Here is a 23,491-nt window from a genome sequence, read left to right on the forward strand (position 1 = left end):
CGGTGTCCTTTGGGCTTTATGGGCCGATTAGGAGAGTCGGAAGTGTGAGCGAGATGGCAGGAACGAAGGTGATCAGCATCAGCGCTGCGAAGATCGCAAGGTAGAAAGGCCAGATCGTTCTAATGGCTTTTTCCATCGGCAACTGGCCAACCGCACAGCCTACAAACAGACACGTTCCGACCGGAGGCGTGCAAAGCCCCAGACCAAGGTTCACCAGAAGGATCATGCCGAATTGCAGCGGATCGATCCCCAGCATATTCATCACCGGTAAGAAGATCGGCGTGCAGATGAGGATCAAAGCTGCCATATCCATAATCATGCCAAGCAGCAAAAGAACGGCGTTGATCATCAGCAAAATCAGGATCGGGTTCTCGGTTATCCCCAAAAGGAACTCGACCGTTTTGGTTGGTACGCGGTTGTAGGTCAGCATGTAGGCGAAGGCCCCGGCGCAAGCGATCAGGATCATGACCATCGACGTTGTGCGCACGGACGAAATTACAGCAATCTTAAAGGCATCCCATGACAGGCTGCGGTAGACGATCAGCGTGACAACAAAGGCATACATAGCCCCGAACGCACCGGACTCTGTCACAGTAAAGATGCCTGAAAGGACACCTCCGACGATAATGACCGCAGTCAGCAAGCCGGGGATGGAGCCGACAAACGCGTACGCCAGCGCCGTCCATCCTGGAAACCGTTCAGCCTGATAGCCGCGCTTTACCGCGACCACATACGCAGCAATTGCCAAGCAACAGCACATCAGGATGCCGGGGATCACACCCGCCAAGAACAGCTTGGAAATTGATACCGCACCGCCCGTGGCAAGAGCAAAGATGATCATATTGTGACTGGGTGGAATGATGATCCCGGCGATGGAAGACGTCACCGTCACATTCACCGCATAGTCAGCGTCGTATCCCTTGTCCTTCATAACGGGGATGAGAATTGAGCCCAGCGCGGATATGTCCGCAATCGCCGAACCTGAAATCCCACCAAAAAGCATGGAAGAAAACACGTTCACAATGCCAAGCCCGCCGCGCACGGCACCGACAGCAGCTTGCGCGAACCTGACCAATCTGGCGGCTATACCGCCGTGGAACATAAGCTCGCCAGCGAAAATGAAAAACGGGATCGCCATAAGCGAAAAAACGTTGATTCCTGCGACTATTCGTTGAAAGCCGACGAACAAGGGCAAGCCTTCATACCAAAACGCAGCCAAGGCAGAAATCCCGAGTGCGTAAGCGACTGGAGTGCCGATGATGACGGAAAGGGCAAAGACCCCGAGAAGAACTGCAAGTCCCATGATTAACCCTGATCTATACTGTCTTGACGCGCGTCCTCGCCCAGAAACAGGCGGATCAGATGACCGATGGAAAACAGAAGGACCAATGCTCCGCTAATGGTCATAGGCAGGGATCTCAGGCCCTCGGGCCATTGAATAAGCGGGATCAACGTGCCCCATTTGAATTCGGTCAATTCAAGCCCATACCAGAACATCATCGCGCCAAATCCGGCTAGCAGCATATCTGTGATGCAGACAAAGACTGTTCGTACTTTCGGCGGCACCATGCCACGAAAAAGAACAACAGAGAGGTGGGTATGGTTGTGCACTCCGGCTGCTGCGCCGAGGAAGGCAATGACCATGACAAGTAAAAGCGATACCTGTTCAACCCAAGTGGGCGTGTCATTGAGGACGTACCGGCCAAAGACCAGCCACGCGAAGATGGCGGTCATAGTCACGATGGCGACGCCGGCCAACAAGGTACAAAGGCGGGCGAGCAGGTCGAGGAAGATATCCATCCTCCTCATAAACTCTGATGTCTTGCCTGAAACTCGCATGCCGCCCCCTTTTTTGTTTTACGAGCCCGGCTTCTTTGAAGGAAACCGGACGCGCCTTTTTTGTGTTCGCTTTGGAAAATCACTCAGTGGCCTGGGCCATCTCGACCAACGCTGTCATATCTGGGTTGGCAGCAAGGTAGTCGGCATAGACTACGTCCATCGCGGACTGGAAGGGGCCCTTGTCTGCTATTTCGTTGACTGTGATGCCAGCCGCTTCAACGTCAGAGCGCGCTTGCTCAGATCCAACAGCCCACAGTTCGCGCTGATACAGAGCCGCGTCTTGTGCCGCACTGCGTACAGCTTCTTGTAGTTCGGGGCTAAGCGCGTTGAACTTAGCCGTATTCACACAGATGCACTCGGGGATGATCAGATGCTCAGATAGGGAATAGTGCGATGTGACTTCATAATGGCCAACGTTTTTGAACGACGGGAAGTTGTTCTCTGCACCATCAACAACGCCTGTTTTCAGTGCCTGTTGTACTTCCGAAAACGCCATGGGAGACGGATTTCCACCCATCGCCGAAATCATCGAAGTGTAGAGATCGTTGTTCATAACTCGGATCTTCAGGCCTTCCACATCGGCTGGAGAGTTGATCGGCTTCTGGCTGTAGAATGACCGGGCTCCAGCATCAAAATATGCAAGTGGAAGGACCCCTGCCTCACCCATCGCTTCGGCAACGACCGCGCCAGCTTCACCTTCCATTACTCGGAACATGTGCGGCACACTTTTGAAGATGAACGGAAGCGATACAAGGTTTGCCTCTTTGACCATCGGACCAATCGGGCCAAGGTTGAAGTTGCCAACCTCGATGGCTCCAATACGCACTTGCTCCAGCGCATCGGGCTGCGAGCCAAGAACGCCGCCGTGGAACACATCTACCGTGACTTCACCATCTGTGGCTGTGTCTACAAGCTCAGCAAACTTGTCCATCGCCGCCGTATTGGGGTGGCCGTCATTGTGAATGTTCCAAGCGCGCCAGCTTTCGGCCGATGCTGATGAGGCGATCAGTGCAACGGTTACTGCTGCAAAAAGCGATTTCGTAGAAGTCATGGGTCTCCTCCAGTTTTTTTGGGCAGCAACAGGCCAAAAAGTGTCGTCTGGAGGATGAAAGTCGCAAAACTTCCTGCTTCCTCCCAGAGCCGGAATCACTGCTGAACTTATAAGGACACTAGTATCCAAGTTAAGTCAACAACTCGTTTGAAACATGTGACGGCCTTGACTTCAATGATTACAGGCTCTTTGATATTAGCTGAAAAAGCCTTACTGAAATACGTAGGAGATACGGATTTTAGTATTATATAACAATGCCTTAAACACCCCCCAGACCATGGCGACAGAATTATGAATCAGAGGATGGAAGAAAAAATCGTGGACGGAATTAGAACCCGAACAACCACTGATGCCGTCTACGAAACACTGCACGATCAGATCGTTTCGCTCGCAATTCTTCCCGGTACAAAATTATCCGAGACGGAAGTCGCACGCCGATTTGGCGTCTCTCGCCAACCTGTTCGCAACGCCTTCACCAGGCTTGGAAATGAGGATTTACTACTTATCCGACCGCAAAAAACGACAGAGGTGCGCGGCTTTTCAATGGACCGCCTAGAGCTTGCTCGTTTGGTACGCAGGGCCGTCGAACTTGAAGTTATTCATGGAGCGATCGAAACTTGGGACGCAGAGAAGGATGCGAAGCTTGGAGAAAACCTCGCCCTTCAGGAGAACGCCTTGGCCAAAGGGGATTTACCCGCCTTCCATGCGCTTGATTATGATTTTCACAAACTGATCTATGTTCTGGGCGGCAATCCACTAGCATTCGAAGTAATGCTGGAATGCAAGCAAAAAGTGGATCGTCTCTGCATGCTTGGCCTTGGGAAAGACCGCGAAGCAAATTCCATTTTAGAAGACCATTATGAAATCGCAGGCGGGCTCGCTTTGCGGGATCTGTCAAGAGCGCAGACCGCAGTTAGAAAACACTTGTCCCGCCTTGATGACACCATTGCGTTTATTCACGAACGCCATCCGGAGTATTTTGAATAAGTTCGGAAACCCGCGTATCGTATTTTTCTTTCACGACCTGGACCGGCGAAGAAACCGTACTTGCCGGCTTCTTTTTTAGCGAATGATATTCTTGCTTAGTTTCACCGGGCAACACCTCGCATACTAAAATCCAATGTCCGCTTATACTCGACAACATTCAGAACGGTTGTTGTATCGACATCGCTGGAGGGCTTGGCGTGGCCGCAACGGACGGCAGCTCTGGGCTCAAAGCAGCTATTCGCAGCACTCGGCTTGAATAACTGCTCTGCGGACAAAGCCGCCTTGTGCACCTGCAGCTATTGCTGGTGCAGCATCGGTTTGCAACTGCGGCACGCTCGCCGCTGCCTTGCAGGCGAAGTCGCCGGACCGGACGTTTCAATGTCGGCGGTGTTAACGCGTTTGCTCAATCTCAATGCCCAGTGATTTGTGCTTAGGCCGCCGAACCCTCGTTCGGAGCTCTTAGCCTTGAGACAGACTTTGGCATCGCGGCATCTTTGGCAACACCTTGGGGCCAGGTCACCAACAGGATTGCGCAGCCGGAGATGCCGTTGTCCTCGATAACTGGCGCGACAGAAGCTGCAGTTGCCGTCAGGTGTCTCTGGCTTGGCTTGGATACAACAACGCAGATATCGACTGGCGTGTCGCGCGGCAAGCCTTCCGCAATCCATTACGCGAACATCCGACCGGCCTAGCGCACGGACATGTAAAGTGCGGTTGTCATGCCTGGCCCTGACAATCGCGTGCTGTCTGGGGTCGGATCATCGGCGGCCCCGGTACCGGTCGCCAGAACAAGGGTATTGGCAACGGCCCGTTCGGTCAGGCTGCGCGTCAATCCAGCACCAGCGGCGCAAGCGGCGGTGACACCCGGCACCATTTTGACGGGAATACCAGCGGCCCGCGCCGTTTTGATCTCCTCAGTCGCGCGTCCAAATATTCCCGAGTCCCCGGATTTCAGGCGCACAACCCGGCGTCCTTTTCGCGCTTCGGACACGACCAGCGCGTTGATGCTATCTTGCGGCTAGGCGTGACCTCGCAGCAAATTTCCTTTCGAAGCTCAAGTCAGTCATTGCGGCCTTCGGCTTCGAACACTTCGGCGATCTCTTTCTGAGTGAGATCCGCCTTGCGTCCTCCGGCAATGTTCACCTTCAACTGCGGCCGCGTTTGACCGCCAAGCGCTGTGAGAGCAGCGACGGTCGCCAAGTATCTGTCACGCAGAGGCAATTCCGGGCGGGCAAATTGCAGGCCGTAGGCAAAACCCACCAAGCCCTCGGCCATATCGGGCAATAGGTGTCCGTATCTTTCGTTCAGAGCATTTTCCATTCCAGGGTTCAGCCGTTCGGAAAGCTCCCGTCCTATGTCGGTTGTGGTTTGAGTCACGCCAAAGGCCTTCTTGATATGTCAGGTTCCGGTATTTGCGATCTGGTCGCGATTTTTATCATGGGCATCGCTGAATTCACGCACCAGGAAGTCAACGAACGCCCGTGTCTTCGGGGCCAGATTGCGCCGATCGGCAAACATCACGACGATGTCCGTGCTGGCCGGGGAATATTCGGGAATGACATGCACCAACTCGCCCGAGAAGAACCGCGGGTTCGCCATGTAGCAGGGCAATCGGGCGATCCCGATGCCAGCAAGTGCGGCGCGAAAGATCACGTCGGTGCTGTTGCCCTCGAAAGTCCCTTGTGCGTCAAAGCTGTCGTCACCGTCGTGCCACGTATTGCGACTGCTGCTGCCCGCGATCCGAAGGCAATCGTGATCGGCCAGATCTGCGAAACACTTCGGCGTTTCTCGGCGCTTCAGATAGGCAGGCGCGGCACAAAGCACCCGGCGGCTTTGCATGATGCGGCGAACAACGATGTCGGGATCCTTGCGCTGTTCAGCAAAGCAGATGGCAACGTCGAACCCTTCGCTTTGCAGATCGATTTCACGATCCGTCAAATCCAGCGAAATCTGGATGTCTGGGTTTTGCGCCATGAGGTCCGGCAAGGCGGGAATCAGCTGCGACTTTCCAAACGCGACGGTCGAGGCGATTTTCAGCTTGCCGCGCGGTGTGCCATCCATGTTCAGGATAAGCGCCTCGGCCTCTTTGAACTTTTCGGCCATCGCCTTGCATTTCTGATAGAGTTCATGGCCTTCCTCGGTCGGCGACACACCCGTCCGGGTCCGGTTTAGCAAGCGACAATGAACATGATCCTCAAGCAAACCAATCTGCTTGCTGACCGCCGAAGGGGTCTGCCCCATGGATCGCGCGGCGGCCGAGATGCTCCCACGCTCGACCACAGTCGCAAAAATCAACATTTGCGCTGAAATATCCATGTCTCACCACCTGCCTGTTCCACATTGGCACAGGGCCTATGCCAATTTCGGAAATTGTGAGCGCCACCAAACACTCCTATCTCTGCAGTGCGGCACAAATACCGCACCGCAGCAATAGACGAGGCGCGAACATGGCAATCACACGCTCAAGCAGTTGGCGGGACGCCGTTCTGGACGTCAGCCGCTTAATAATTCATCAAAATTGGGACGGTTTTCGCGACGCGCAGGCCAAACGGAAGATCTATCGCGACACCTACCACGAGCTTTCGATGCTCACCGACCGCGATCTGGCAGATCTGGGAATTCCCCGCAACGGCATCCAAAAACTGGCACTGGAGGCGGCTTATGGCGTTTAGTGTCCACTCAACCGCGACGATCCGACCTGACAAAGCCAACTTGGGCACGTTGTCCAACGCGATTTACAGATTTGCGGCAAGGTCCACAGCAACGGCGAAATCCGTTCTGAAGGCAATACATGCAGCCCGGATGATGTCGGTTTTGGCGAACATGAGCGATCGGCAATTGGCCGCGATCGGCATCACGCGCTCCGAGATTCTGCAGTACGCGGAACGGCTCATGGCGCAGGAAACAGACGGAAAAAGCCAAGACCAATGCGGCGGGCCCCAATCCGAGGATTGCTTGCGAACTTGAACAAGAATTGCTGGTCCTCGCTCCTCCCAGAGTAAGCCAGCAAAAGCAGCGGCGACGAAAAATATCAACAGGGACCGCCAATGCTTTTGGGCCAGCACCTTCACCTCCTCCCGAAGGTGCTGGCCCAACCCACGTCTGCAATCGGAGCGACAAGGCGATGGTCCATCTCGGACATCATCAAGACTTTGCCATTCGCCGACTCTATCCAGCCGACCAAAACGAGATCTGCGATCACTTTCGACGGCTCGACGCCGAAGCTCGACGCGCGCGGTTCTGGTGGACTGTCAGCGACGAGCGTCTGACGACCTAAGTTCAGAGCATTCCTCATTATGACAGCATTCTCTGTGGCGCGTTTGCAAAAGGCGTCAGAGGGGCGTCGCCGAACTCCGCGGTGACGACCAGACCGGATCTACAAAGACGGAAGCCGCCTTTTCTGTCGAACCTGATTGGCAAAACATCGGAATTGGTGATGCGCTGTTCGAGCGCATTATCGCAATCGCGCGGAAGTGGGGCATCAGTTCAATTGAATTGATGTGCCTGCGAGAGAACCGCCGCATGAGGCATCTTGCAGCAAAGCACAATGCTCGGCTGTGCATCGATCAGGGCGTTGCTAAAGCCGTTTTGCATCCAAACTGGTCATCACCCTCCTCCCAAGCCGCAGAAGTCGTTGGTGAAGTCAGGGGATTTCGCTTGTTCATTTGAGTGGGGGGAGAAACAAACGTTCCGAAACGTTGCGTTAGCACATACTCGAATACTCTCAAAGTCCCGCAAAGTGGACCAAGCACCGTTCTTGCCGGCTAGGCTCTCATCAAATGCCCGAAAGAGATCTAAGGTGCGACGCGACCTCGTCCGAACCGTGGCCGGCTTTCAGGCAGGCAAATACCACCGGCAGATCGCCCCGCATTCTCGCGGCGTCTCGGCGCATGACGTCCAAAGATGCCCCCACATGAGGGGCAAGGTCGGTTTTATTGATGACTAGGATGTCTGACCTGGTGATTGCGGGGCCACCCTTGCGTGGGATTTCCTCGCCTGCGGCCACGTCGATCACATAGATTGTCAGGTCCGCCAACTCCGGGCTGAAGGTGGCCGATAGGTTGTCGCCACCGGATTCGATCAGGACGACCTCGACGTCGGGGTGACGCAGCCGCATCTCGGCCACGGCAGCCAGGTTGATCGACGCGTCTTCGCGAATCGCCGTATGAGGACAGCCGCCGGTTTCCACTCCAATCACGCGATCCGAAGGCAGGATTTGCATGCGCATCAGAGCTTCGGCGTCTTCTTGTGTGTAGATGTCGTTGGTGATGACGCCGATCGAGTGATCGTCTTTCAAAAGTTCGGCAAGCCTCGCGGTCAGGGTCGTCTTTCCTGCACCGACCGGGCCGCCGATACCGATGCGCAAAGGGCCGTTGAGTTGTGTCATGATTGGAAGAGCCTCGGTTCAAGAGTTTCGTGGGCCATCGCGGAGATGTCTGAGAAAAAGGCGTTGCCAAAAACGTCCGTGGTGTCCGCATTTCTCGTGTCTTCGGCGACCTGAAGGCAAAAGGGCTGCAAGTTCAGGATCACCCGTTGACCGGCCGTCTGCCCGATGGGGCTCAGGCGGATGGCCGAGGAGGTCAGGTTTGCGACAAAGGCCTGCAGATAGAGAACGGCAGTCGTATCGATATCCAGCTCTGCCAATCTAGCGGCGCGACCGACGGCAACGGGCAACAGCATGTCAGGCAGCGCCAAACCCCAGACAGCATTAACCGTCGCAACAAAGGCAGCGCCCTGCCTTTCAGCTTCGCGCAGACGCTCTTCGGCGATAGCAAAGGAACGTGCTTTCGCGTCCATCTCCGATGGGTCGTCGGCAGCATAAGCCAGCCGCATCCAGATCGCATCAGCGCGGCCTGAGCCATCACTCAGGCAATCTCTCAGCCAGTCTTCCAAACTGGTCGCGTCGGCGGCAATCCAACCCTCGTTGATCGCTGTTTCAAGTCCGTGCGAATAGGCGAAGGCCCCCACTGGAAACGCGGGCGACAGCCATTGGGTCAGCGTCAGTAAGTGCGCATCAATGGGCGTGGGCATGGGCCGAGTGTCCGTGATCGTGCGCATGGGTGCGCCCGTGACCATAGGCGCCGCCTTCCGGAGTGAAGGGTTCGGTGACTTGGGTCACCGTGGCACCGAGGTGGCTCAGCATATGAGCGATGACGGGATCATCCTGGATCAAAAGGCGGGTCGCCTCGATCTGACAAGGTGTGTGGCGGTTGCCGATGTGCCAGGCGAGGCGGGGCAGGTCTTGCCCGGAAACGGCCAAGAGGTTTTCGGGTGCCGCCGTCACTTTGACCAGACGTCCATCGCCCAGTTCCAGCACGTCGCCATCGTTCAGGGATACGGTCTGTTCGAAGTCTGCGACAAAGGACCAGCCTTCGGTCGTTGTCAGTTTCTTTCGCCGGAAAAATCGGGCGTCATACGTCAACGCGCAGTCCGCCACCGCATTGTCTGATGTGCCAGCGGGATGGAGCGTTTGTGCAATGGGAATATCGGTCATGAGGCCTCAATACAGAAAATACCGCTGCGCCATGGGCAGCTCGGTTGCAGGTTGGCAGGTCAGCAATTCGCCATCAGCCCGCACCTCATAGGTTTCGGGGTGCACCTCGACCTCGGGCATGGCGTCGTTCAGGACAAGATCCGCTTTGCCGATACCGCGCGTGTTCTCCACCGGCAAACTTGTCTTGGCCAATCCAAGCGCATCTCCCAGTCCTTCGGAGTGTGCCGCCTCGGAAACAAAGGTCACGGCATTGGCTTCCAGCGACCGGCCAAAGGCCCCGAACATCGGGCGGGTATAGACCGGCTGCGGTGTCGGGATCGAAGCGTTTGGATCGCCCATCTGCGCACACACAATGCTGCCGCCCATAAGGATCATCTCAGGCTTCACACCGAAAAACGCCGGGTTCCATAGGACCAGATCGGCGCGTTTGCCTTCTTCGATCGAACCGATGTGCTTTGACAGCCCGTGCGCAATGGCCGGGTTGATCGTGTATTTCGCGATATAGCGACGGACGCGGAAATTGTCGTTGTCGCCGACCTCCTCGGCCAAGGCGCCCCGCTGTTTCTTCATCTTGTCAGCGGTTTGCCAGGTGCGAATGATCACTTCGCCCACACGCCCCATGGCCTGGCTGTCTGAAGCGATGATCGAGAACGCCCCCATGTCGTGCAGGATGTCTTCGGCGGCGATGGTCTCGCGCCGGATGCGGCTTTCGGCGAAAGCCACATCCTCTGGGATGGATTTGTCCAGGTGATGGCAGACCATCAGCATGTCCAGATGTTCGTCCACTGTATTGACCGTAAAAGGTCGGGTCGGGTTGGTCGACGACGGCAGAACATGAGCCTCGCCACAGATCTTGATGATGTCAGGGGCATGGCCGCCCCCTGCGCCTTCGGTGTGGAAGGCGTGGATGGTGCGGCCCTTTATGGCGGCGATGGTGTTTTCGACAAAGCCGGATTCGTTCAGCGTGTCGGTGTGGATCATCACCTGAACGTCCATGGCGTCCGCCACAGATAGGCAACAGTCGATAGCGCCGGGCGTCGTGCCCCAATCCTCATGCAGCTTCAACGCGCAGGCACCGCCCTTGACCTGTTCCTCTAAAGCGGCGGGGAGCGACGCATTCCCCTTTCCCGCAAAGGCGAGGTTCATCGGAAACGCATCCGCCGCCTGCAGCATCCGCCCAATGTGCCACGGTCCCGGTGTGCAGGTCGTGGCCAGCGTGCCATGGGCCGGGCCAGTGCCGCCGCCCAGCATTGTGGTTAGACCAGAATACAGAGCATCCTCGATCTGTTGCGGGCAGATGAAATGAATGTGGCTGTCGAACCCACCGGCCGTCAGGATCTTGCCTTCGCCAGCGATGGCTTCAGTGCCAGGGCCGACGATGATGTCGACGCCGGGTTGTGTGTCTGGGTTGCCCGCCTTGCCGATCTTGTGGATCTTGCCGTCTTTCAAACCGACGTCCGCTTTGTAGATGCCGGTTGCGTCCACGATCAGCGCGTTGGTGATGACGGTATCCACCGCACCCTCGGCGCGCGTGGTCTGCGCCTGACCCATCCCGTCGCGGATCACCTTGCCGCCGCCGAATTTGACCTCTTCGCCGTAGGGGCCTGTCAGGTCCTTTTCCACTTCAATGATCAGGTCAGTATCGGCCAGCCGCAGCTTGTCGCCGGTGGTGGGGCCGAACATGGCGGCGTAGTCAGAGCGGGGGATTTGGGTGGGCATCAGAGATCTCCCATCACAAGCTGGTTGAACCCGAAGACACGCCGTGCGCCGCCAATCAGGATCAGTTGCACCTCGCGCCGTTGACCAGGTTCAAACCGCACGGCTGTCCCGGCTGCGATATCCAGACGCATGCCGCGTGCGGCGTCGCGGTCGAAATCGAGCGCCGCGTTGGCCTCGCCGAAATGGTAGTGTGAGCCGACCTGTACCGGTCGGTCGCCCGTATTGGCGACCATTAGCGTGATCGGCTCCGCCCCTGCGTTCAGAGTGACCTCACCGTCCGCCGGAAAGAGTTCGCCGGGGATCATTGGCGTCTCCGAACCCGGATTGCCTTGCGCTTGGCCATGAAGGCGGCCGCGCCGATCAACAGCAATGCGACGGGTACGGCCCAATCTGCTGAATGCCCATGCGGCAGGCTGGCAGGATGGGCCAAGGCGGGGGAAGCCAGAAACAAAGCGGGAATAGCGTAACGCATGAGAGACTCCTATCGGATGGGGTTGTGGACGGTGACTAGCTTGGTGCCGTCCGGAAAGGTGGCTTCGACCTGCACTTCGTGGATCATCTCGGGAATGCCGGCCATGCAGTCGTCGCGGGTGATGACCTCGGCGCCTACCTCCATCATGTCGGCGACCGAGCTGCCATCGCGAGCGCCTTCGACGACCGTGTCGGTGATCAGCGCGATGGCCTCGGGGTGGTTCAACTTGACGCCACGGGCAAGGCGCTTGCGGGCCACTTCGGCAGCCATGGCGATCAGCAGTTTGTCTTTTTCGCGGGGGCTGAGTTGCATGGGTCAGAGTCTCCAGGATTTCGGCAGGGTGGTTTCGGTCAGGCGTTCCAGCACCGGCACCAGCCATTGGCGCAACAGATAGGAATCGGCGGCAAGAAGTCGGATGGTCAAAAGATCGGGCGCGACAAGGCTTGCGCCGCCGGTCTTTGGCAAAAGTTGCCGGACAATAGGCAAAAGCGCCTCGGCACGCGGGCCGAAGTAAAGGGCGCTGGCAAGGGCGGTCATGCCGCCTGCGATGGCCGGACGGTCAAGACTGGCGCTGATTGATCCGGTCAGGTTAATGCGGTCCCAATAGATCGGGCGACCATCGTGGCGCAGGGTGATCCGGTCGCGAAAACTGCCCGAGATACGGGTTTCGCCCATGGCGCGGCGACCGAAGACGACGGGTTCGACCAGCACGGCCTCGGCTCCGTCGGTGACGTCCACGTCAAGGCGACGGTTGAGACAACCACCGTCAAACATGATCAACTCTTGCGGCAACCAATGCAGTACCGCGCCCATGGCGACAGACAGGCGCGTGCTGACACACGCAGCGCCAGATGTGCTGCGATAGGCACGTTCTGCGGCTTGGGTTGTCAGGATCAGGTGGCTGTCCGGCCCGGCGCTGGCCGAAGCCTCAAACCGGTCGCCGCCTGTTAATCCGCCCGAAGTGTTCAGCACAATGGCTTCGACGGCATCCTTGCGACGCGGAAAAGCCACCTTGCTAGCGCCCGAGGTTCTGAAGCGGTCTATGCCCGTACGTCCGTCACGGCATTTGGTCGACAAGGTCATGGCACCGATGGATCTCGGGGCGGTGTTCGCCTCTCGTGATGCCAGATGTGGTTGACCCATGCGTTTGTCGCCCCCGGTACTCGACCCGCATGGTTCACCATGCAGATTGGGGGGTGATCCACCGCTGCGCGCCGGGAAAAAGACCAATCCCGGAGTTCTGCCTATTTGCTGTGCGAAAGTGACCCCACTCGCCCAGAAGTTCAGCAATGATGAGATGCCGACACGGAAATGCCTGAATGACGTGTCGAACGGGTGACAGGGACTTCGTCTGTTAAGTGTGCGTTAGCCATAAGGCGGCAGAAAGCTTGATTGCTGACTCTTAGGTCGTTCATGATCGGATCATGAGCAGTTTGAAAACCTTTCTGGTCCTGCTTCTTATCCTGCCGAAGCAAAGTCCGGCGGCAGATGATCCCCTGATGTCTTCATTCGCGGCATGTGCAGGACGGTTCTCGGCCGAGTTGGAACATGCCTGGCTTATGAATGATGACCGCACGGATCAGATCGCGCATCGCCGGGCGCAGTTCATCGACCTTCTGAACACGACGGTGCCCGACGATCAACGACGTCATGCCCTTCACCTGCGTATCGACGCCAAGATGGCGCATGCGAAATTGCTGTCCGCCGCCAGATTCTCACACGATGCGGATCGCTCCAAATGGGCGGTGCGGCGTGCCCGGGCCGAGATCGTCTATTGCACAGGATTCTTGCTTGAAAGCTGAAGCGCCCAAAGATTTGGCGTTTCTTTCGCACAATAAAATGGCGAACCCGCGAAAGTCTGCGCAATTTTTAACGGATTGACGCCAGGGGCCGTTTTCCAACCCCCGCTGATCTCGCAGTCGCAGCAATTTCCATGGAACGACTTCTTCCGGGATCACACAAATCCCGTTGAACGTGCGATGGTGCTGGCCTTGCAATTCCAAAACACCACCGCACTCCGCAATTAGATTGCGTGGGGGGCATATGGGGGATCACACCCTTGAAAGCAACGCTTCCCCGCGCAGTGCCTGAAGGAAAACTGCGATGAAAAAGACACTTCTTAGTTCTGCTGCCGTCCTGGCCGCTTCGATGCTGCCGGCCATGGCGCAAGACTGCCCGATCAAGGTGGGAGTGCTGCACTCCCTGTCCGGAACCATGGCGATTTCAGAAACAACACTAAAAGACACGATGGAAATGCTGATCGAACAGCAAAACGCCAAAGGCGGCGTTCTGGGCTGCGAGTTGGAGGCCGTCGTGGTCGACCCGGCGTCGGACTGGCCGCTCTTTGCCGAAAAAGCGCGCGAGCTGATTTCGGTACACGAGGTTGACGTGATTTTCGGCAACTGGACATCCGTGTCGCGGAAATCGGTTCTACCTGTGATCGAAGAGTTGAACGGACTTCTGTTCTATCCGGTTCAATATGAAGGCGAGGAATCCTCAAAAAACGTCTTCTACACCGGTGCCGCCCCCAACCAGCAGGCAATCCCGGCGACGGATTACTTTCTGGAAGAACTTGGCGTTGAGAAATTCGCGCTTCTGGGCACCGACTATGTTTACCCCCGGACGACGAACAACATCCTGGAAAGCTATCTTCAGCAGAAGGGCATCGCCGAGGACGACATCTTCGTCAACTACACGCCCTTTGGTCATTCTGACTGGTCCAAGATCGTCTCGGACGTCGTGGCTCTTGGTGCGGATGGCAAGAAAGTCGGCGTGATTTCAACGATCAACGGCGACGCAAACGTGGGCTTCTACAAGGAACTCGCGGCTGCTGGCATCAGCGCCGACGACATTCCCGTCGTGGCCTTCTCGGTCGGCGAGGAAGAATTGTCGGGTCTCGACACCTCCAACCTTGTTGGTCACCTCGCAGCCTGGAATTACTTCCAGTCAGCAGACACCGATGCCAACGCCGAATGGGTCGAAGCCTGGAAAGCCCGCATGGGCGACGAGCGTGTGACGAATGACCCGATGGAGGCGCATTACATCGGCTTCAACATGTGGGTGAATGCGGCGACCGAAGCAGGTACCACCGATGTCGATGCTGTGCGCACCGCCTTGTACGGGCAGGAATTCCCGAACCTGACTGGTGGCACCGCGGTCATGCTGCCGAACCACCACTTGGCCAAGCCGGTTCTGATCGGTGAGATCACCGAGGATGGTCAGTTCGACATCATCAGCCAGACGGAGGAAGTGCCGGGCGATGCCTGGACGGATTTCCTGCCGGAATCGGCGGTGCTGAAATCCGATTGGGCGGAACTCGATTGCGGGATGTACAACACCGAAACGTCGTCCTGCGTTCAGATCAAGTCGAACTACTAAGCATGGTGGGTTGAAAACCCACCCAACGGGTGCGGCGCATGTCGCCCCCAGAACGCCTTACGGGGGCTGAACTATCCATGTCGCTTATACGTCGGTTCAACATCGGTTTCATGTCGGTGCTTCTGTGCGCTCTTGCCTTGCCACTTTCGGCGCAGAACGCCGAGGCGCCGATCCAGAAACTTTTGCAAGAACATGGCGAAATCATCGCCAAATCCTCGCGCAAGACCATCGGTCCTGCCATCGACGCGCTTGCCGCCAGTGGTCTGGCCGAGGCCCAGGTCGTGCTGGAACGCTGGCAAAACAAAGAGATGTGGCGCGACAAGGACACCGGGCTTTTCGTCTATGGCGAAGCCTCGGACAAGGAATTGACGGCGTTCGACTTTGCCGATGGCGCGGAACTTGGCACTTTCGTTGCCCGTGACTTCAAACAGTTGAAACCCAACAGCGGCATTCGCGGCATGATCGGCGCGGCCCTGGTGCAATTCCAACTATCTGGGTCCTTTGCCGAAAAAATGCAGGCCCTGAATGCGATCGAGCGTGACTCGGAGGCGTCCCATCTTGTGGCCCTGACCAAAGTTCTGCCCGACGAAACGGACCAGTCTGTGCAAAGTCGCATGGAACGCCTTCAGGGACTTTTGACAATCCGCTTCGGCGCGACCGACGAGGAGAGGATTGCTGCCATCCAGCAGTTTGACGGCGATCTTGGTGTCGATGTCCGGGCCGTATTGAACCCGCTTTTGGCCGTGAAGGTCGAGGCTTCGGCACAAGCACCCGAGGGCGATGACATCGCCCGCATCCTGACCGTCGGCAGCGACGACCTGCCGCGCGAGTCCGCCTATGACCTTCTGGTTGCCGCCGATCTGGCGAAACCCCGGATCAACCGGTACGACAAGCGGAACGCGCTTTTGGCCAACATCTCGGAGGGATCGGTCGCGGGGGTTCAGGTGGCGACGCTGAACAGCGAAGACGCACGCGACCTTGCTTATGAAGCTTTGGCCGAACAGGGCGTGGTAAACCCTGTGGCCACCGAAGCCGAGGTGGATGAAACCCTGGCAGGCTTCACGTTCTACGAACGCTACAGCGGCTCGCCTTCAGTGGCCGTTGCCGCGGCGGCGGTGCTGACGGGCATCGAAAACAAGGTGGCATTCAACCAGGCATTTGACCTTGGCCTTGACGCCCTGTCGCTCGCTTCGATCTACTTTCTTGCCGCCATCGGTCTTGCTATCACCTTTGGCGTGATGCGCGTGATCAACATGGCTCATGGCGAGTTCATCATGATGGGCGCCTACACCGGCTACGTCGTCCAGCAGATCATCCCGGATTACACGATTTCCATTATCGTCGCCTTGCCGCTGGCCTTTGCCGTCACCTTCGGCGCAGGGGTCACGATGGAACGGCTAGTGATCCGCCACCTCTACCATCGCCCGCTGGAGACGCTTCTGGCGACTTTCGGGATTTCCATTGCCCTGCAACAGATCGCCAAGAACATCTTCGGCACGCAAGCGCGGCCCCTCACCTCGCCCGGCTGGCTGGACGGATCGCTGGTGTTCAATGACATCGTGTCGATCAGCTATATCCGGATCGCAATTTTCGTTTTGGCGCTTTTGTTCATGGCGCTATTCCTTTTCGTCATGAACCGCACTCGATTGGGGCTGGAAGTGCGGGCGGTGACGCAGAACCCCCGCATGGCGGCCTCGATGGGGATCAACCCTGACAGGATCAACATGCTGACCTTCGGCTTCGGCTCGGGTATTGCCGGGATTGCGGGTGTGGCCATTGGGCTTTACGCCAAAGTGACCAGCGAGATGGGCGCGGACTATATCGTGCAAAGCTTCATGACCGTGGTCGTGGGCGGCGTTGGCAACATCTGGGGCACGCTTCTGGGCGCGACCATGGTTGGCTCGCTGCAAAAAGGGATCGAATGGCTGAACCCCTCGAACACACTGGCCGCACAGACCTATATGATCCTCTTCATCATCCTCTTCATCCAATTCCGGCCGCGCGGGATCATCGCGCTTAAAGGCCGGGCGGCGGAGGCATGAGCATGGCGGAACTGACAGCAGGCCCTGTGCGTCGCACACCTTTCGTGGTGCGTTATCCGTCGGTGCTTATCTTTCTGGCCTGTCTGGGGCTGTTCACCCTGGGCGTGACGATCCTGTCCGAAGGGTTCGGTATCGGCGTCATCTCGACCAGTTTCGTCAAGACCCTGGGCAAGACCCTGTGCCTCTGCCTCGTCGCGCTGGCGATGGATCTGGTCTGGGGCTATTGCGGTATCCTGTCCCTTGGGCATATGGCCTTCTTCGGAATGGGCGGTTACGCGATAGGCATGTGGCTGATGTACGAGCGGACGCGTCTGATCGTCGTCGAGAGCCTCGCCGCCGGAGGGCTGCCGCCAACGCCCGAAGAGGTCTCCAGCGGGATCGCTGGCCAGATCTTCGGTGTCGTCGGAGCCTCGGAATTTCCGCCGATCTGGGCCTTTGCCCATTCTCTGCCGCTGCAACTGGCCGCCGTCGTACTGGCGCCGGGGCTTCTGGCGCTGGTCTTTGGCTGGCTGGCCTTCCGCAGCCGGGTGACAGGTGTGTACCTTTCGATCCTGACGCAGGCGATGACGCTGGCGCTGTCACTGTACCTGTTCCAAAACGACAGCGGATTGCGCGGCAACAACGGTCTGTCAGGCCTGCAGAACCTGCCGGGGTTGGAGAGCACTAGTCAGGCCATCGTTTCGGTCTGGTTCCTTTGGGCCTCGGCCCTGGCTCTGGGACTTGGATACGTGCTGGCGACTTGGATGGTATCGGGCAAGTTCGGCTCGGTCCTGCGCGGCATTCGGGACGACGAAGCGCGGGTGCGCTTCCTTGGCTATCCAGTCGAGGCGTTCAAGCTGTTTGTCTTCACCGTATCGGCCGTGCTCGCTGGCATTGCAGGCGCAATCTACTACCCACAGGCGGGCATCATCAACCCGGCGGAACTGGCGCCGATTGCCTCGATCTATCTGGCGGTCTGGGTGGCCATCGGCGGGCGTGGGAGATTGTACGGAGCCGTGATCGGCGCGGCTTTCGTCTCGCTCTTGTCGACCTGGTTTACCGGCGGGCAAGCCCCTGACCTGATCATCGCCGGGTATCGCATTCAATGGGTCGATTGGTGGACCGTCCTGTTGGGGCTGTCCTTCGTGGCGGTTACGCTTTTCGCACCGAAAGGCATTGGAGGGCTGTTCGACGCCTTGGCAGCGCGTCGCAACCCCAATCGGCATGGGCGCGACCTGGGGCCGGGCCACGGTTCTTTGAGAGAAAAGGAGGCAGATGCATGAGCGCGCTTCTTGAAGTCTCGGGCGTGTCGGTCAGCTTTGACGGGTTCAAGGCGCTGAACAACCTGTCGTTCAGCATTGACAGGGCCGAATTGCGGGCGGTCATCGGCCCGAACGGCGCGGGCAAGACCACCTTCATGGATGTGGTGACCGGTAAAACCCGGCCTGACGAGGGCCATGTGCTTTGGGGCGAACCGCCCGTGTCCTTGCTGGGCAAATCGGAAAGCAAGATCGCCATGGAAGGGGTCGGGCGCAAGTTCCAGCGACCCACGGTGTTTGAGGATCAGACGGTTCAAGACAACCTGATGATGGCGCTGAAAAAGTCGCGGTCGCCGCTGGCCGTGCTGCTGTTCAAACCCGAAACACCGGACTTTGCCCGGGTCGAAGAACTGGCGGATGTCATTGGGCTGGACGCGGTTCTGTCACGGAAATCTGGCGAGCTGTCCCACGGGCAAAAGCAATGGTTGGAGATCGGGATGCTCTTGGCACAGGAACCGAAGCTGTTGCTAGTGGACGAACCTGCGGCAGGCATGACGACCGCAGAACGTCAGAAGACCACGCAAATTCTGCGGGACGCGGCGAAGACCCGCGCTGTCGTCGTAGTGGAACACGACATGGATTTCGTGCGGCGTTTGGATTGCAAAGTGACCGTGCTGCACGAAGGCTCGGTTCTGGCCGAAGGCTCGATCGATCACGTCACCAAGAACCAGCAAGTCATCGAGGTGTACCTTGGCCGATAGTTTCCTCAGCATCCGCGATCTGACGCTGCACTATGGCGGCAGCCAAATTTTGAACGGCGTGGATTTCGACGCGGCCCAGGGCGAGGTCACCTGCTTGATGGGCACTAATGGCGTAGGCAAGACGTCGCTGTTAAAGGCGCTGGCGGGCACCCATCCCCGGTCGGGGGGCGACTATGATCTGGACGGCCAAAGCATCGGAAAGCTGAAGGCCTTTGACCTTGCGCGGAAGGGCGTTGCCTATGTGCCCCAGGGGCGCGAGATCTTTCCGTTTTTGACGGTGCAGGAAAACCTTGAGACGGGATTTGCCTGCCTGCCAAGTGGCGAACGCAAGGTGAAGGACGAGATTTTTGATCTGTTCCCCATTCTGAAGAAGTTCCTGCAACGGCGGGGCGGTGACCTTTCAGGCGGCCAGCAACAGCAACTGGCGATCGCGCGCGCGCTGGTGTCGAACCCGAAAGTGCTTCTTCTGGATGAACCGACCGAAGGTATCCAGCCGAACGTCATCCAGCAGATCGGCGGCACCATCCGCATTCTGAAGGAACGCGGGAACATCGCGATCGTCCTAGTCGAACAGTATCTGTCCTTCGCCTATGATCTTGGGGATGCCTTCGTCGTGATGGAGCGCGGTGCCGTCAAACTGAGCGCGCGAAAGCCGGAACTATCACTCGAAAAGCTGACCGCCAGCACGTCTTTGTAGTACGCAATGGCAGGGTGATCTGTATACTATTCTTCCCTTCATAACCGGTTTTACCGCTTCAAGGCCGTAAGTCTGTTCCAAACCGGCGAACGGCAAGTGCCATTCGCCGACGCGGGTCAGATTTCAATCTGCTCCGCAATAGTGAGAGCATCTTCCAACTCAACGCCAAGGTAACGCACTCTACTGTCAATCTTAGTGTGACCCAGCAAAAGCTGCACTGCGCGGAGATTCCCTGTCTTACGGTAAATCTCCGCTGCTTTGGTTCGGCGGAGTGAATGGGTCCCGTAACCGCTCGACTCCAATCCAATCGCAGTCACCCAATCTCTGACAAGCCGACCATGCTGACGCGTTGAGATATGGGGTCGCTCGAGGAAACGGCTCGGAAACATGAAGCTACAGCCCATCATCTTTGGCGACTTGACCCAAGCATGAACCGTATCCTGTGTGTTTTCCGTCAGTTCGAATTGTACTGGTTTCTTGGTTTTGCTCTGGACCACTGAAACCCGTTCTCGAGCACGGATCGCCCAGACCTGCTTGGGAAGCAAGGGTCGTTTCTGGCCGATGATCCGACCCTTGTTTCATGCTCTGCGCTTTGGGGTGACTGCGGGAAGTTGAACTCTAGGCATAATGTGCCCTCCAATCCGCCCTCCGCATCCAATCATCGGCACCACGCCAACGAGACAATTGTACAATCGAATCGGATGCCTGCTGTCCGAAGCCCACTCTACTTGAGTTCTCGGTGCATGCATTGAACCGCTTTGAGTTCGTTGGCGGACATAGGTTGTGATGCACCCCAGAACGGAATCAAGGCGCGTCAGCCCCACCGTGGAAGCACCGGTCCGGTGGGCCGACGCTTTCACGGATTTTCACGGATCACTGCTTCAGTCCACAACCTGTGAATCCGGGCGCACATTCTTGCTAGGCAATATGTGAATGGCCGAATTCAGCGCTGTGCCGTAACACAAGAATTCGTGCGTGCGCAGAGATTTCCGTGTTGCGAGCGTACGCAGCGAAAAAACCCGAGGTACAGGTTGGGCTCGCTGCCGCCATTCTCCGCGGTGGTCATCGATTGGTGGTAAGAGCCCTTACCTGCTGTCGACCGAGCTTCGGACTTTTGCATGTGCGGCACGTAGCGAACCGCACATTCCGGACGTTCAGACCCGAGCGGCAAATGGTAGGTGAGCGGACTAAGCCGCCACTCGCCGCACCGTCCACTAAGAAACGCTCCGCGAACTTTGCGGACCCTGGAACAGCCTTTGACACAACAATTTGGAACGCCGCAGTTAACCGCGTGCACACCAGCATTGATTTCGAAAAGGTCCCAATGCCATCATCTTCTAAAAGTAGGAGGGGATTAGATGTGGAAACCAATCATATTTGCTTTTTTGATTGTCGTGACTGGTGCCGCAGCGGCTATGTCGCACGATGTGCGGGATCCAGCGGCTTTGCAAAAACCGCTTATTCAGGACTTGCTAACCGAGTCGCTCAAAAGCACTGAGGGCTTGGAGGTTGTCGTGAGCCATGTTGCCCTACCACCAAACCTCACTTTACCAATGCATTGGCATCCCGGTGAAGAATTTGCCTACATTCTGCAGGGCAGCGTCACCCTCATCCTAGACGGCGAAGGCGAACAAGAAGCTTTTTCAGGTGACGTAGGCGTCGTTCCGTTGAAGAAAGTGCACACCGCTCGCTCAGGGGACGAAGGGGCAACCATTTTGGTGTTCCGTGTCCATGAGGAGGGCCAGCCAGGCAGAGTTTTGGTCAGCGACTGATTTTCAAGACAAAGGCGAAACATCCTTTACCGAATGCATGGTTGTCGGAACCGGGGGGGGTGCCGTTTGCCTTCACACTTGCAACCCTGCTTTTTTCCACCCGCTGCGCCAGCGATCAGCGCAGGTTGGAATAGAGAATAATGGTAAACGTGTTGTCTCGGTTATCGAAGCCGCATTCGGAGCGATTTCGTTCAATTTGACAGCCGCTGTTTTTGCCGCATCTATGTCATCGAGCTCAGCAAGCGAGGCAATCAGCATCAGGTGGCTCATCAGGAAGGTTGCACGCACAGACAAGGCTTCGCGACAGGCCTGCGCGGCTTCCTCATAACGTCCCAAGTGAAACAAGGCGGCACCCTGTCCCATGAAAGCGGCGTGCCGCAATGGATCACCCGGGCTGAGTTCGACAGACCGGACTGCATGTTCCAGCGCCTTGTCAGGGCGATTCAGCAAATAAAGATTTGCAGCGGCGAGCATGTGGACCGTCGCCGCGTTGGGATTTTCCGACAATGCTTCCTTAAAGGCTGTCCGCGCGCGGGACAGGTCCTGTGCCAGCATAGAGATCGAATGTGCGGCATAAGCCTTTGCAATGCCGTCCGCGCGATCGCTCCGCAGCACCTGCTCTGCGGCCGCGACAGCTGACTTGGGTCCCTGATCTACAGGCTCCAAACCTTGCACAAGACGTTGGATATGAAGCCATGCTAGCAAGCCCGCTGCGGAGGCGTATTCCGGATCTCGATCCAAAGCCAGTTTTGTTAGTCGTATTGCCTCTATGTTGTCTTGGTCAGTCAGCAAGTGGAAATGTGATAAAGCTCGGAGGTAGAGCTCGTATGCCTGTAAGTCCTTGGTGGGTTTTGCACGCGCACGATTTGTTTCAGCGTGCCGCACCGATGGTTCAATAGCTGTAACTACGTCTTCGGTGACTTGATCTTGAAGATCAAAGATGTCGTCGAGCACACCGTCAAAGCGGTCCGCCCACAAATGGCTCCCATTTTCGGTATCTATGAGCTGTCCCGTGATGCGGACGCGCTGCCCGGAACGCCGAACGGAGCCTTCCAGTACATACCGAACCCCTAAGTCGCGGCCCATGTCGCGGATGTCCGTGCTTTTCCCCTTATAAGCAAAAGAAGAGTTTCGTGCGACGACCATCAACCAACGAAACCGAGATAGCTCAGTTATGATGTCTTCCGTTATGCCATCGGCAAAGAACTCCTGCTCCGGATCACCCGACATATTGTCGAATGGGAGCACTGCGATTCCCGGCCTCACATCCGCTTTGATCGCGAGATTGGCTTTCGTACCCTTTGGCCAACACCAGATTCCAACATGCCGCGTGATGTTTTTCAGTTCGGTTTGCTCTCCGCCGTCGAATAATCCCGCATCGTTACGGTCAAGGCTGTTATGTGACGTATCTGAAAAGAGCACTTGTCCCGGCTTCGCGAGAGCCTCCAGACGCGCCGCAACATTGATGCCGTCGCCGAAAATGTCATCGCCATCGGTTACCACTTCCCCTGTGTGAACCCCGATGCGCAGTTTGATGTGGTCAGGTCTGTGGGCGGACTGAACTGCAATCGCGCAAGCTGCTGCTTCAGATGGTGATTGAAACTCGACAATCCAGCCGTCGCCCATGCTTTTGATCAGTGAACCATTGGTATCTTCCACGATCGGGAGAAACGTGTCCTCGCGGAAGGTCTTTAATGCAGCGACTGTGCCAGTACGGTCCTGATCCATCAGCGCGGAATAGCCCACAATGTCGGCGGCCAATACCGTCGTGAGACGTCTTCCCATTCACCCCTCCTCTTTGCAATGAAGTTAGCTCGGTGGGTTGCTTCTGTCAGCCCATTCGTCAGATTTTGAAAAGCCGTAGGCTCCAGACTCATTGATTTACAGCCAGAATAGGACTGTAGCAGCGAGAGCGATGGCCGAGAGGAATACCTTTGGGCATCTGTCATATCGGGTGGCGACGCGCCGCCAATCCTTCAGGCGTCCGAACATGATCTCAATGCGGTTGCGTCGTTTGTAGCGGCGCTTGTCGTATCGGACG

29 protein-coding genes are annotated in these 23,491 nt (G+C 57.2%); 11 read left to right on the forward strand and 18 right to left on the reverse strand.

The window, feature by feature from the left end:
- Window positions 1-16 precede the first annotated feature (16 nt).
- The 3 genes from AC2FIZ_RS16985 to AC2FIZ_RS16995 all read right to left on the reverse strand — a co-directional run bounded on the left by AC2FIZ_RS16985 (window position 17) and on the right by AC2FIZ_RS16995 (window position 2,890).
- Window positions 17-1,303 (reverse strand): TRAP transporter large permease, encoded by a 1,287-nt coding sequence (locus AC2FIZ_RS16985; protein WP_496791392.1) that lies wholly within the window; start codon window positions 1,301-1,303, stop codon window positions 17-19.
- 2 nt (window positions 1,304-1,305) lie between these two features.
- A complete protein-coding gene (locus tag AC2FIZ_RS16990) occupies window positions 1,306-1,800 on the reverse strand; it encodes a TRAP transporter small permease (protein ID WP_282027874.1) in 495 nt (164 codons plus the stop codon).
- Window positions 1,801-1,918: 118 nt separating this feature from the next.
- A complete protein-coding gene (locus AC2FIZ_RS16995; protein ID WP_496791394.1) occupies window positions 1,919-2,890 on the reverse strand; it encodes a TRAP transporter substrate-binding protein in 972 nt (323 codons plus the stop codon).
- 303 nt (window positions 2,891-3,193) lie between these two features.
- On the opposite strand from AC2FIZ_RS16995, the gene AC2FIZ_RS17000 reads away from it, so the two are divergent.
- On the forward strand, window positions 3,194-3,877 hold the full coding sequence (locus AC2FIZ_RS17000) for a GntR family transcriptional regulator (RefSeq protein ID WP_496791395.1): 684 nt from the start codon (window positions 3,194-3,196) through the stop codon (window positions 3,875-3,877).
- A gap of 688 nt (window positions 3,878-4,565) precedes the next feature.
- Here the strand turns inward: AC2FIZ_RS17000 and AC2FIZ_RS17005 are convergent.
- From AC2FIZ_RS17005 to AC2FIZ_RS17015, 3 genes are read right to left on the reverse strand one after another with little or no spacing between them, the layout of a single operon-like run.
- Window positions 4,566-4,883, reverse strand: coding sequence for a uroporphyrinogen-III C-methyltransferase (locus AC2FIZ_RS17005; RefSeq protein ID WP_281995687.1), 318 nt, complete (start codon window positions 4,881-4,883; stop codon window positions 4,566-4,568).
- A 53-nt stretch (window positions 4,884-4,936) separates the two neighbouring features.
- Entirely contained in the window at window positions 4,937-5,254 is a 318-nt protein-coding gene (locus AC2FIZ_RS17010; RefSeq protein ID WP_281995615.1) for a carboxymuconolactone decarboxylase family protein, read from the reverse strand.
- Window positions 5,255-5,275: 21 nt separating this feature from the next.
- Window positions 5,276-6,193, reverse strand: coding sequence for a LysR family transcriptional regulator (locus AC2FIZ_RS17015; protein ID WP_282022501.1), 918 nt, complete (start codon window positions 6,191-6,193; stop codon window positions 5,276-5,278).
- A gap of 131 nt (window positions 6,194-6,324) precedes the next feature.
- On the opposite strand from AC2FIZ_RS17015, the gene AC2FIZ_RS17020 reads away from it, so the two are divergent.
- Window positions 6,325-6,549 carry a YjiS-like domain-containing protein gene (locus AC2FIZ_RS17020; protein ID WP_281995613.1) on the forward strand — a complete coding sequence of 75 codons (225 nt, stop codon included), beginning with the start codon at window positions 6,325-6,327 and terminating at the stop codon, window positions 6,547-6,549.
- A 63-nt stretch (window positions 6,550-6,612) separates the two neighbouring features.
- Here AC2FIZ_RS17020 and AC2FIZ_RS17025 read toward each other — a convergent pair whose 3' ends face one another.
- Window positions 6,613-6,942 (reverse strand): hypothetical protein, encoded by a 330-nt coding sequence (locus AC2FIZ_RS17025; protein WP_281995612.1) that lies wholly within the window; start codon window positions 6,940-6,942, stop codon window positions 6,613-6,615.
- 59 nt (window positions 6,943-7,001) lie between these two features.
- Here AC2FIZ_RS17025 and AC2FIZ_RS17030 point away from each other — a divergent pair, with 59 nt between their 5' ends.
- Both AC2FIZ_RS17030 and AC2FIZ_RS17035 read left to right on the forward strand, forming a co-directional pair.
- Entirely contained in the window at window positions 7,002-7,154 is a 153-nt protein-coding gene (locus AC2FIZ_RS17030) for a hypothetical protein (protein WP_281995611.1), read from the forward strand.
- Between the two features lie 32 nt (window positions 7,155-7,186).
- Window positions 7,187-7,546, forward strand: a complete 360-nt coding sequence (locus AC2FIZ_RS17035; RefSeq protein ID WP_425595925.1) for a GNAT family N-acetyltransferase — start codon at window positions 7,187-7,189, stop codon at window positions 7,544-7,546.
- Between the two features lie 106 nt (window positions 7,547-7,652).
- Here the strand turns inward: AC2FIZ_RS17035 and ureG are convergent, their stop codons facing one another.
- From ureG to AC2FIZ_RS17075, 8 genes are read right to left on the reverse strand one after another with little or no spacing between them, the layout of a single operon-like run.
- Window positions 7,653-8,264, reverse strand: coding sequence for an urease accessory protein UreG (gene ureG, locus AC2FIZ_RS17040; RefSeq protein ID WP_271952430.1), 612 nt, complete (start codon window positions 8,262-8,264; stop codon window positions 7,653-7,655).
- Window positions 8,261-8,908 carry an urease accessory protein UreF gene (locus AC2FIZ_RS17045; RefSeq protein WP_496791396.1) on the reverse strand — a complete coding sequence of 216 codons (648 nt, stop codon included), beginning with the start codon at window positions 8,906-8,908 and terminating at the stop codon, window positions 8,261-8,263. The genes ureG and AC2FIZ_RS17045 overlap by 4 nt, the downstream gene beginning before the upstream one ends.
- Complete coding sequence (locus AC2FIZ_RS17050) at window positions 8,892-9,371, reverse strand: urease accessory protein UreE (RefSeq protein ID WP_271952427.1); 480 nt, start codon at window positions 9,369-9,371, stop codon at window positions 8,892-8,894. Before AC2FIZ_RS17050 ends, AC2FIZ_RS17045 begins: the two co-directional genes overlap by 17 nt.
- A gap of 6 nt (window positions 9,372-9,377) precedes the next feature.
- Window positions 9,378-11,090, reverse strand: a complete 1,713-nt coding sequence (gene ureC, locus AC2FIZ_RS17055) for an urease subunit alpha (protein ID WP_281995609.1) — start codon at window positions 11,088-11,090, stop codon at window positions 9,378-9,380.
- The gene (locus AC2FIZ_RS17060) at window positions 11,090-11,395 is read right to left on the reverse strand and encodes an urease subunit beta (RefSeq protein ID WP_281995608.1); all 306 of its coding nucleotides are present in this window, start codon (window positions 11,393-11,395) and stop codon (window positions 11,090-11,092) included. Before AC2FIZ_RS17060 ends, ureC begins: the two co-directional genes overlap by 1 nt.
- Entirely contained in the window at window positions 11,392-11,562 is a 171-nt protein-coding gene (locus tag AC2FIZ_RS17065; protein ID WP_185956729.1) for a hypothetical protein, read from the reverse strand. Before AC2FIZ_RS17065 ends, AC2FIZ_RS17060 begins: the two co-directional genes overlap by 4 nt.
- Before the next feature lie 9 nt (window positions 11,563-11,571).
- Entirely contained in the window at window positions 11,572-11,874 is a 303-nt protein-coding gene (locus AC2FIZ_RS17070; RefSeq protein ID WP_271952423.1) for an urease subunit gamma, read from the reverse strand.
- 3 nt (window positions 11,875-11,877) lie between these two features.
- Window positions 11,878-12,705, reverse strand: coding sequence for an urease accessory protein UreD (locus tag AC2FIZ_RS17075; protein ID WP_496690075.1), 828 nt, complete (start codon window positions 12,703-12,705; stop codon window positions 11,878-11,880).
- Between the two features lie 281 nt (window positions 12,706-12,986).
- Here AC2FIZ_RS17075 and AC2FIZ_RS17080 point away from each other — a divergent pair, with 281 nt between their 5' ends.
- The 6 genes from AC2FIZ_RS17080 to urtE all read left to right on the forward strand — a co-directional run bounded on the left by AC2FIZ_RS17080 (window position 12,987) and on the right by urtE (window position 19,678).
- Window positions 12,987-13,364: a hypothetical protein gene (locus tag AC2FIZ_RS17080; RefSeq protein WP_142639066.1), complete on the forward strand. Its 378-nt coding sequence runs from the start codon at window positions 12,987-12,989 to the stop codon at window positions 13,362-13,364.
- A 301-nt stretch (window positions 13,365-13,665) separates the two neighbouring features.
- Window positions 13,666-14,940: an urea ABC transporter substrate-binding protein gene (gene urtA, locus AC2FIZ_RS17085; protein WP_142639068.1), complete on the forward strand. Its 1,275-nt coding sequence runs from the start codon at window positions 13,666-13,668 to the stop codon at window positions 14,938-14,940.
- A gap of 110 nt (window positions 14,941-15,050) precedes the next feature.
- Window positions 15,051-16,982, forward strand: a complete 1,932-nt coding sequence (gene urtB / locus AC2FIZ_RS17090) for an urea ABC transporter permease subunit UrtB (RefSeq protein ID WP_496791399.1) — start codon at window positions 15,051-15,053, stop codon at window positions 16,980-16,982.
- 2 nt (window positions 16,983-16,984) lie between these two features.
- Window positions 16,985-18,244, forward strand: coding sequence for an urea ABC transporter permease subunit UrtC (urtC, locus tag AC2FIZ_RS17095; protein ID WP_281995605.1), 1,260 nt, complete (start codon window positions 16,985-16,987; stop codon window positions 18,242-18,244).
- Window positions 18,241-18,981, forward strand: a complete 741-nt coding sequence (gene urtD / locus AC2FIZ_RS17100; RefSeq protein WP_142639072.1) for an urea ABC transporter ATP-binding protein UrtD — start codon at window positions 18,241-18,243, stop codon at window positions 18,979-18,981. The genes urtC and urtD overlap by 4 nt, the downstream gene beginning before the upstream one ends.
- Complete coding sequence (gene urtE / locus AC2FIZ_RS17105; RefSeq protein ID WP_142639074.1) at window positions 18,971-19,678, forward strand: urea ABC transporter ATP-binding subunit UrtE; 708 nt, start codon at window positions 18,971-18,973, stop codon at window positions 19,676-19,678. Before urtD ends, urtE begins: the two co-directional genes overlap by 11 nt.
- A gap of 116 nt (window positions 19,679-19,794) precedes the next feature.
- On the opposite strand, the gene AC2FIZ_RS17110 is transcribed toward urtE, so the two are convergent.
- On the reverse strand, window positions 19,795-20,244 hold the full coding sequence (locus tag AC2FIZ_RS17110) for a tyrosine-type recombinase/integrase (protein WP_246097292.1): 450 nt from the start codon (window positions 20,242-20,244) through the stop codon (window positions 19,795-19,797).
- Between the two features lie 792 nt (window positions 20,245-21,036).
- Between AC2FIZ_RS17110 and AC2FIZ_RS17115 the strand changes: the two genes are divergently transcribed.
- Window positions 21,037-21,450: a cupin domain-containing protein gene (locus tag AC2FIZ_RS17115; protein ID WP_271952414.1), complete on the forward strand. Its 414-nt coding sequence runs from the start codon at window positions 21,037-21,039 to the stop codon at window positions 21,448-21,450.
- Window positions 21,451-21,522: 72 nt separating this feature from the next.
- Here the strand turns inward: AC2FIZ_RS17115 and AC2FIZ_RS17120 are convergent, their stop codons facing one another.
- Window positions 21,523-23,211 (reverse strand): adenylate/guanylate cyclase domain-containing protein, encoded by a 1,689-nt coding sequence (locus AC2FIZ_RS17120; protein WP_496690069.1) that lies wholly within the window; start codon window positions 23,209-23,211, stop codon window positions 21,523-21,525.
- Between the two features lie 120 nt (window positions 23,212-23,331).
- Window positions 23,332-23,491: transposase (locus tag AC2FIZ_RS17125; RefSeq protein ID WP_496678881.1), on the reverse strand; the 160-nt coding region annotated here is incomplete at its 5' end.

Source organism: Ruegeria sp. CDSB022 (genome assembly GCF_059611145.1).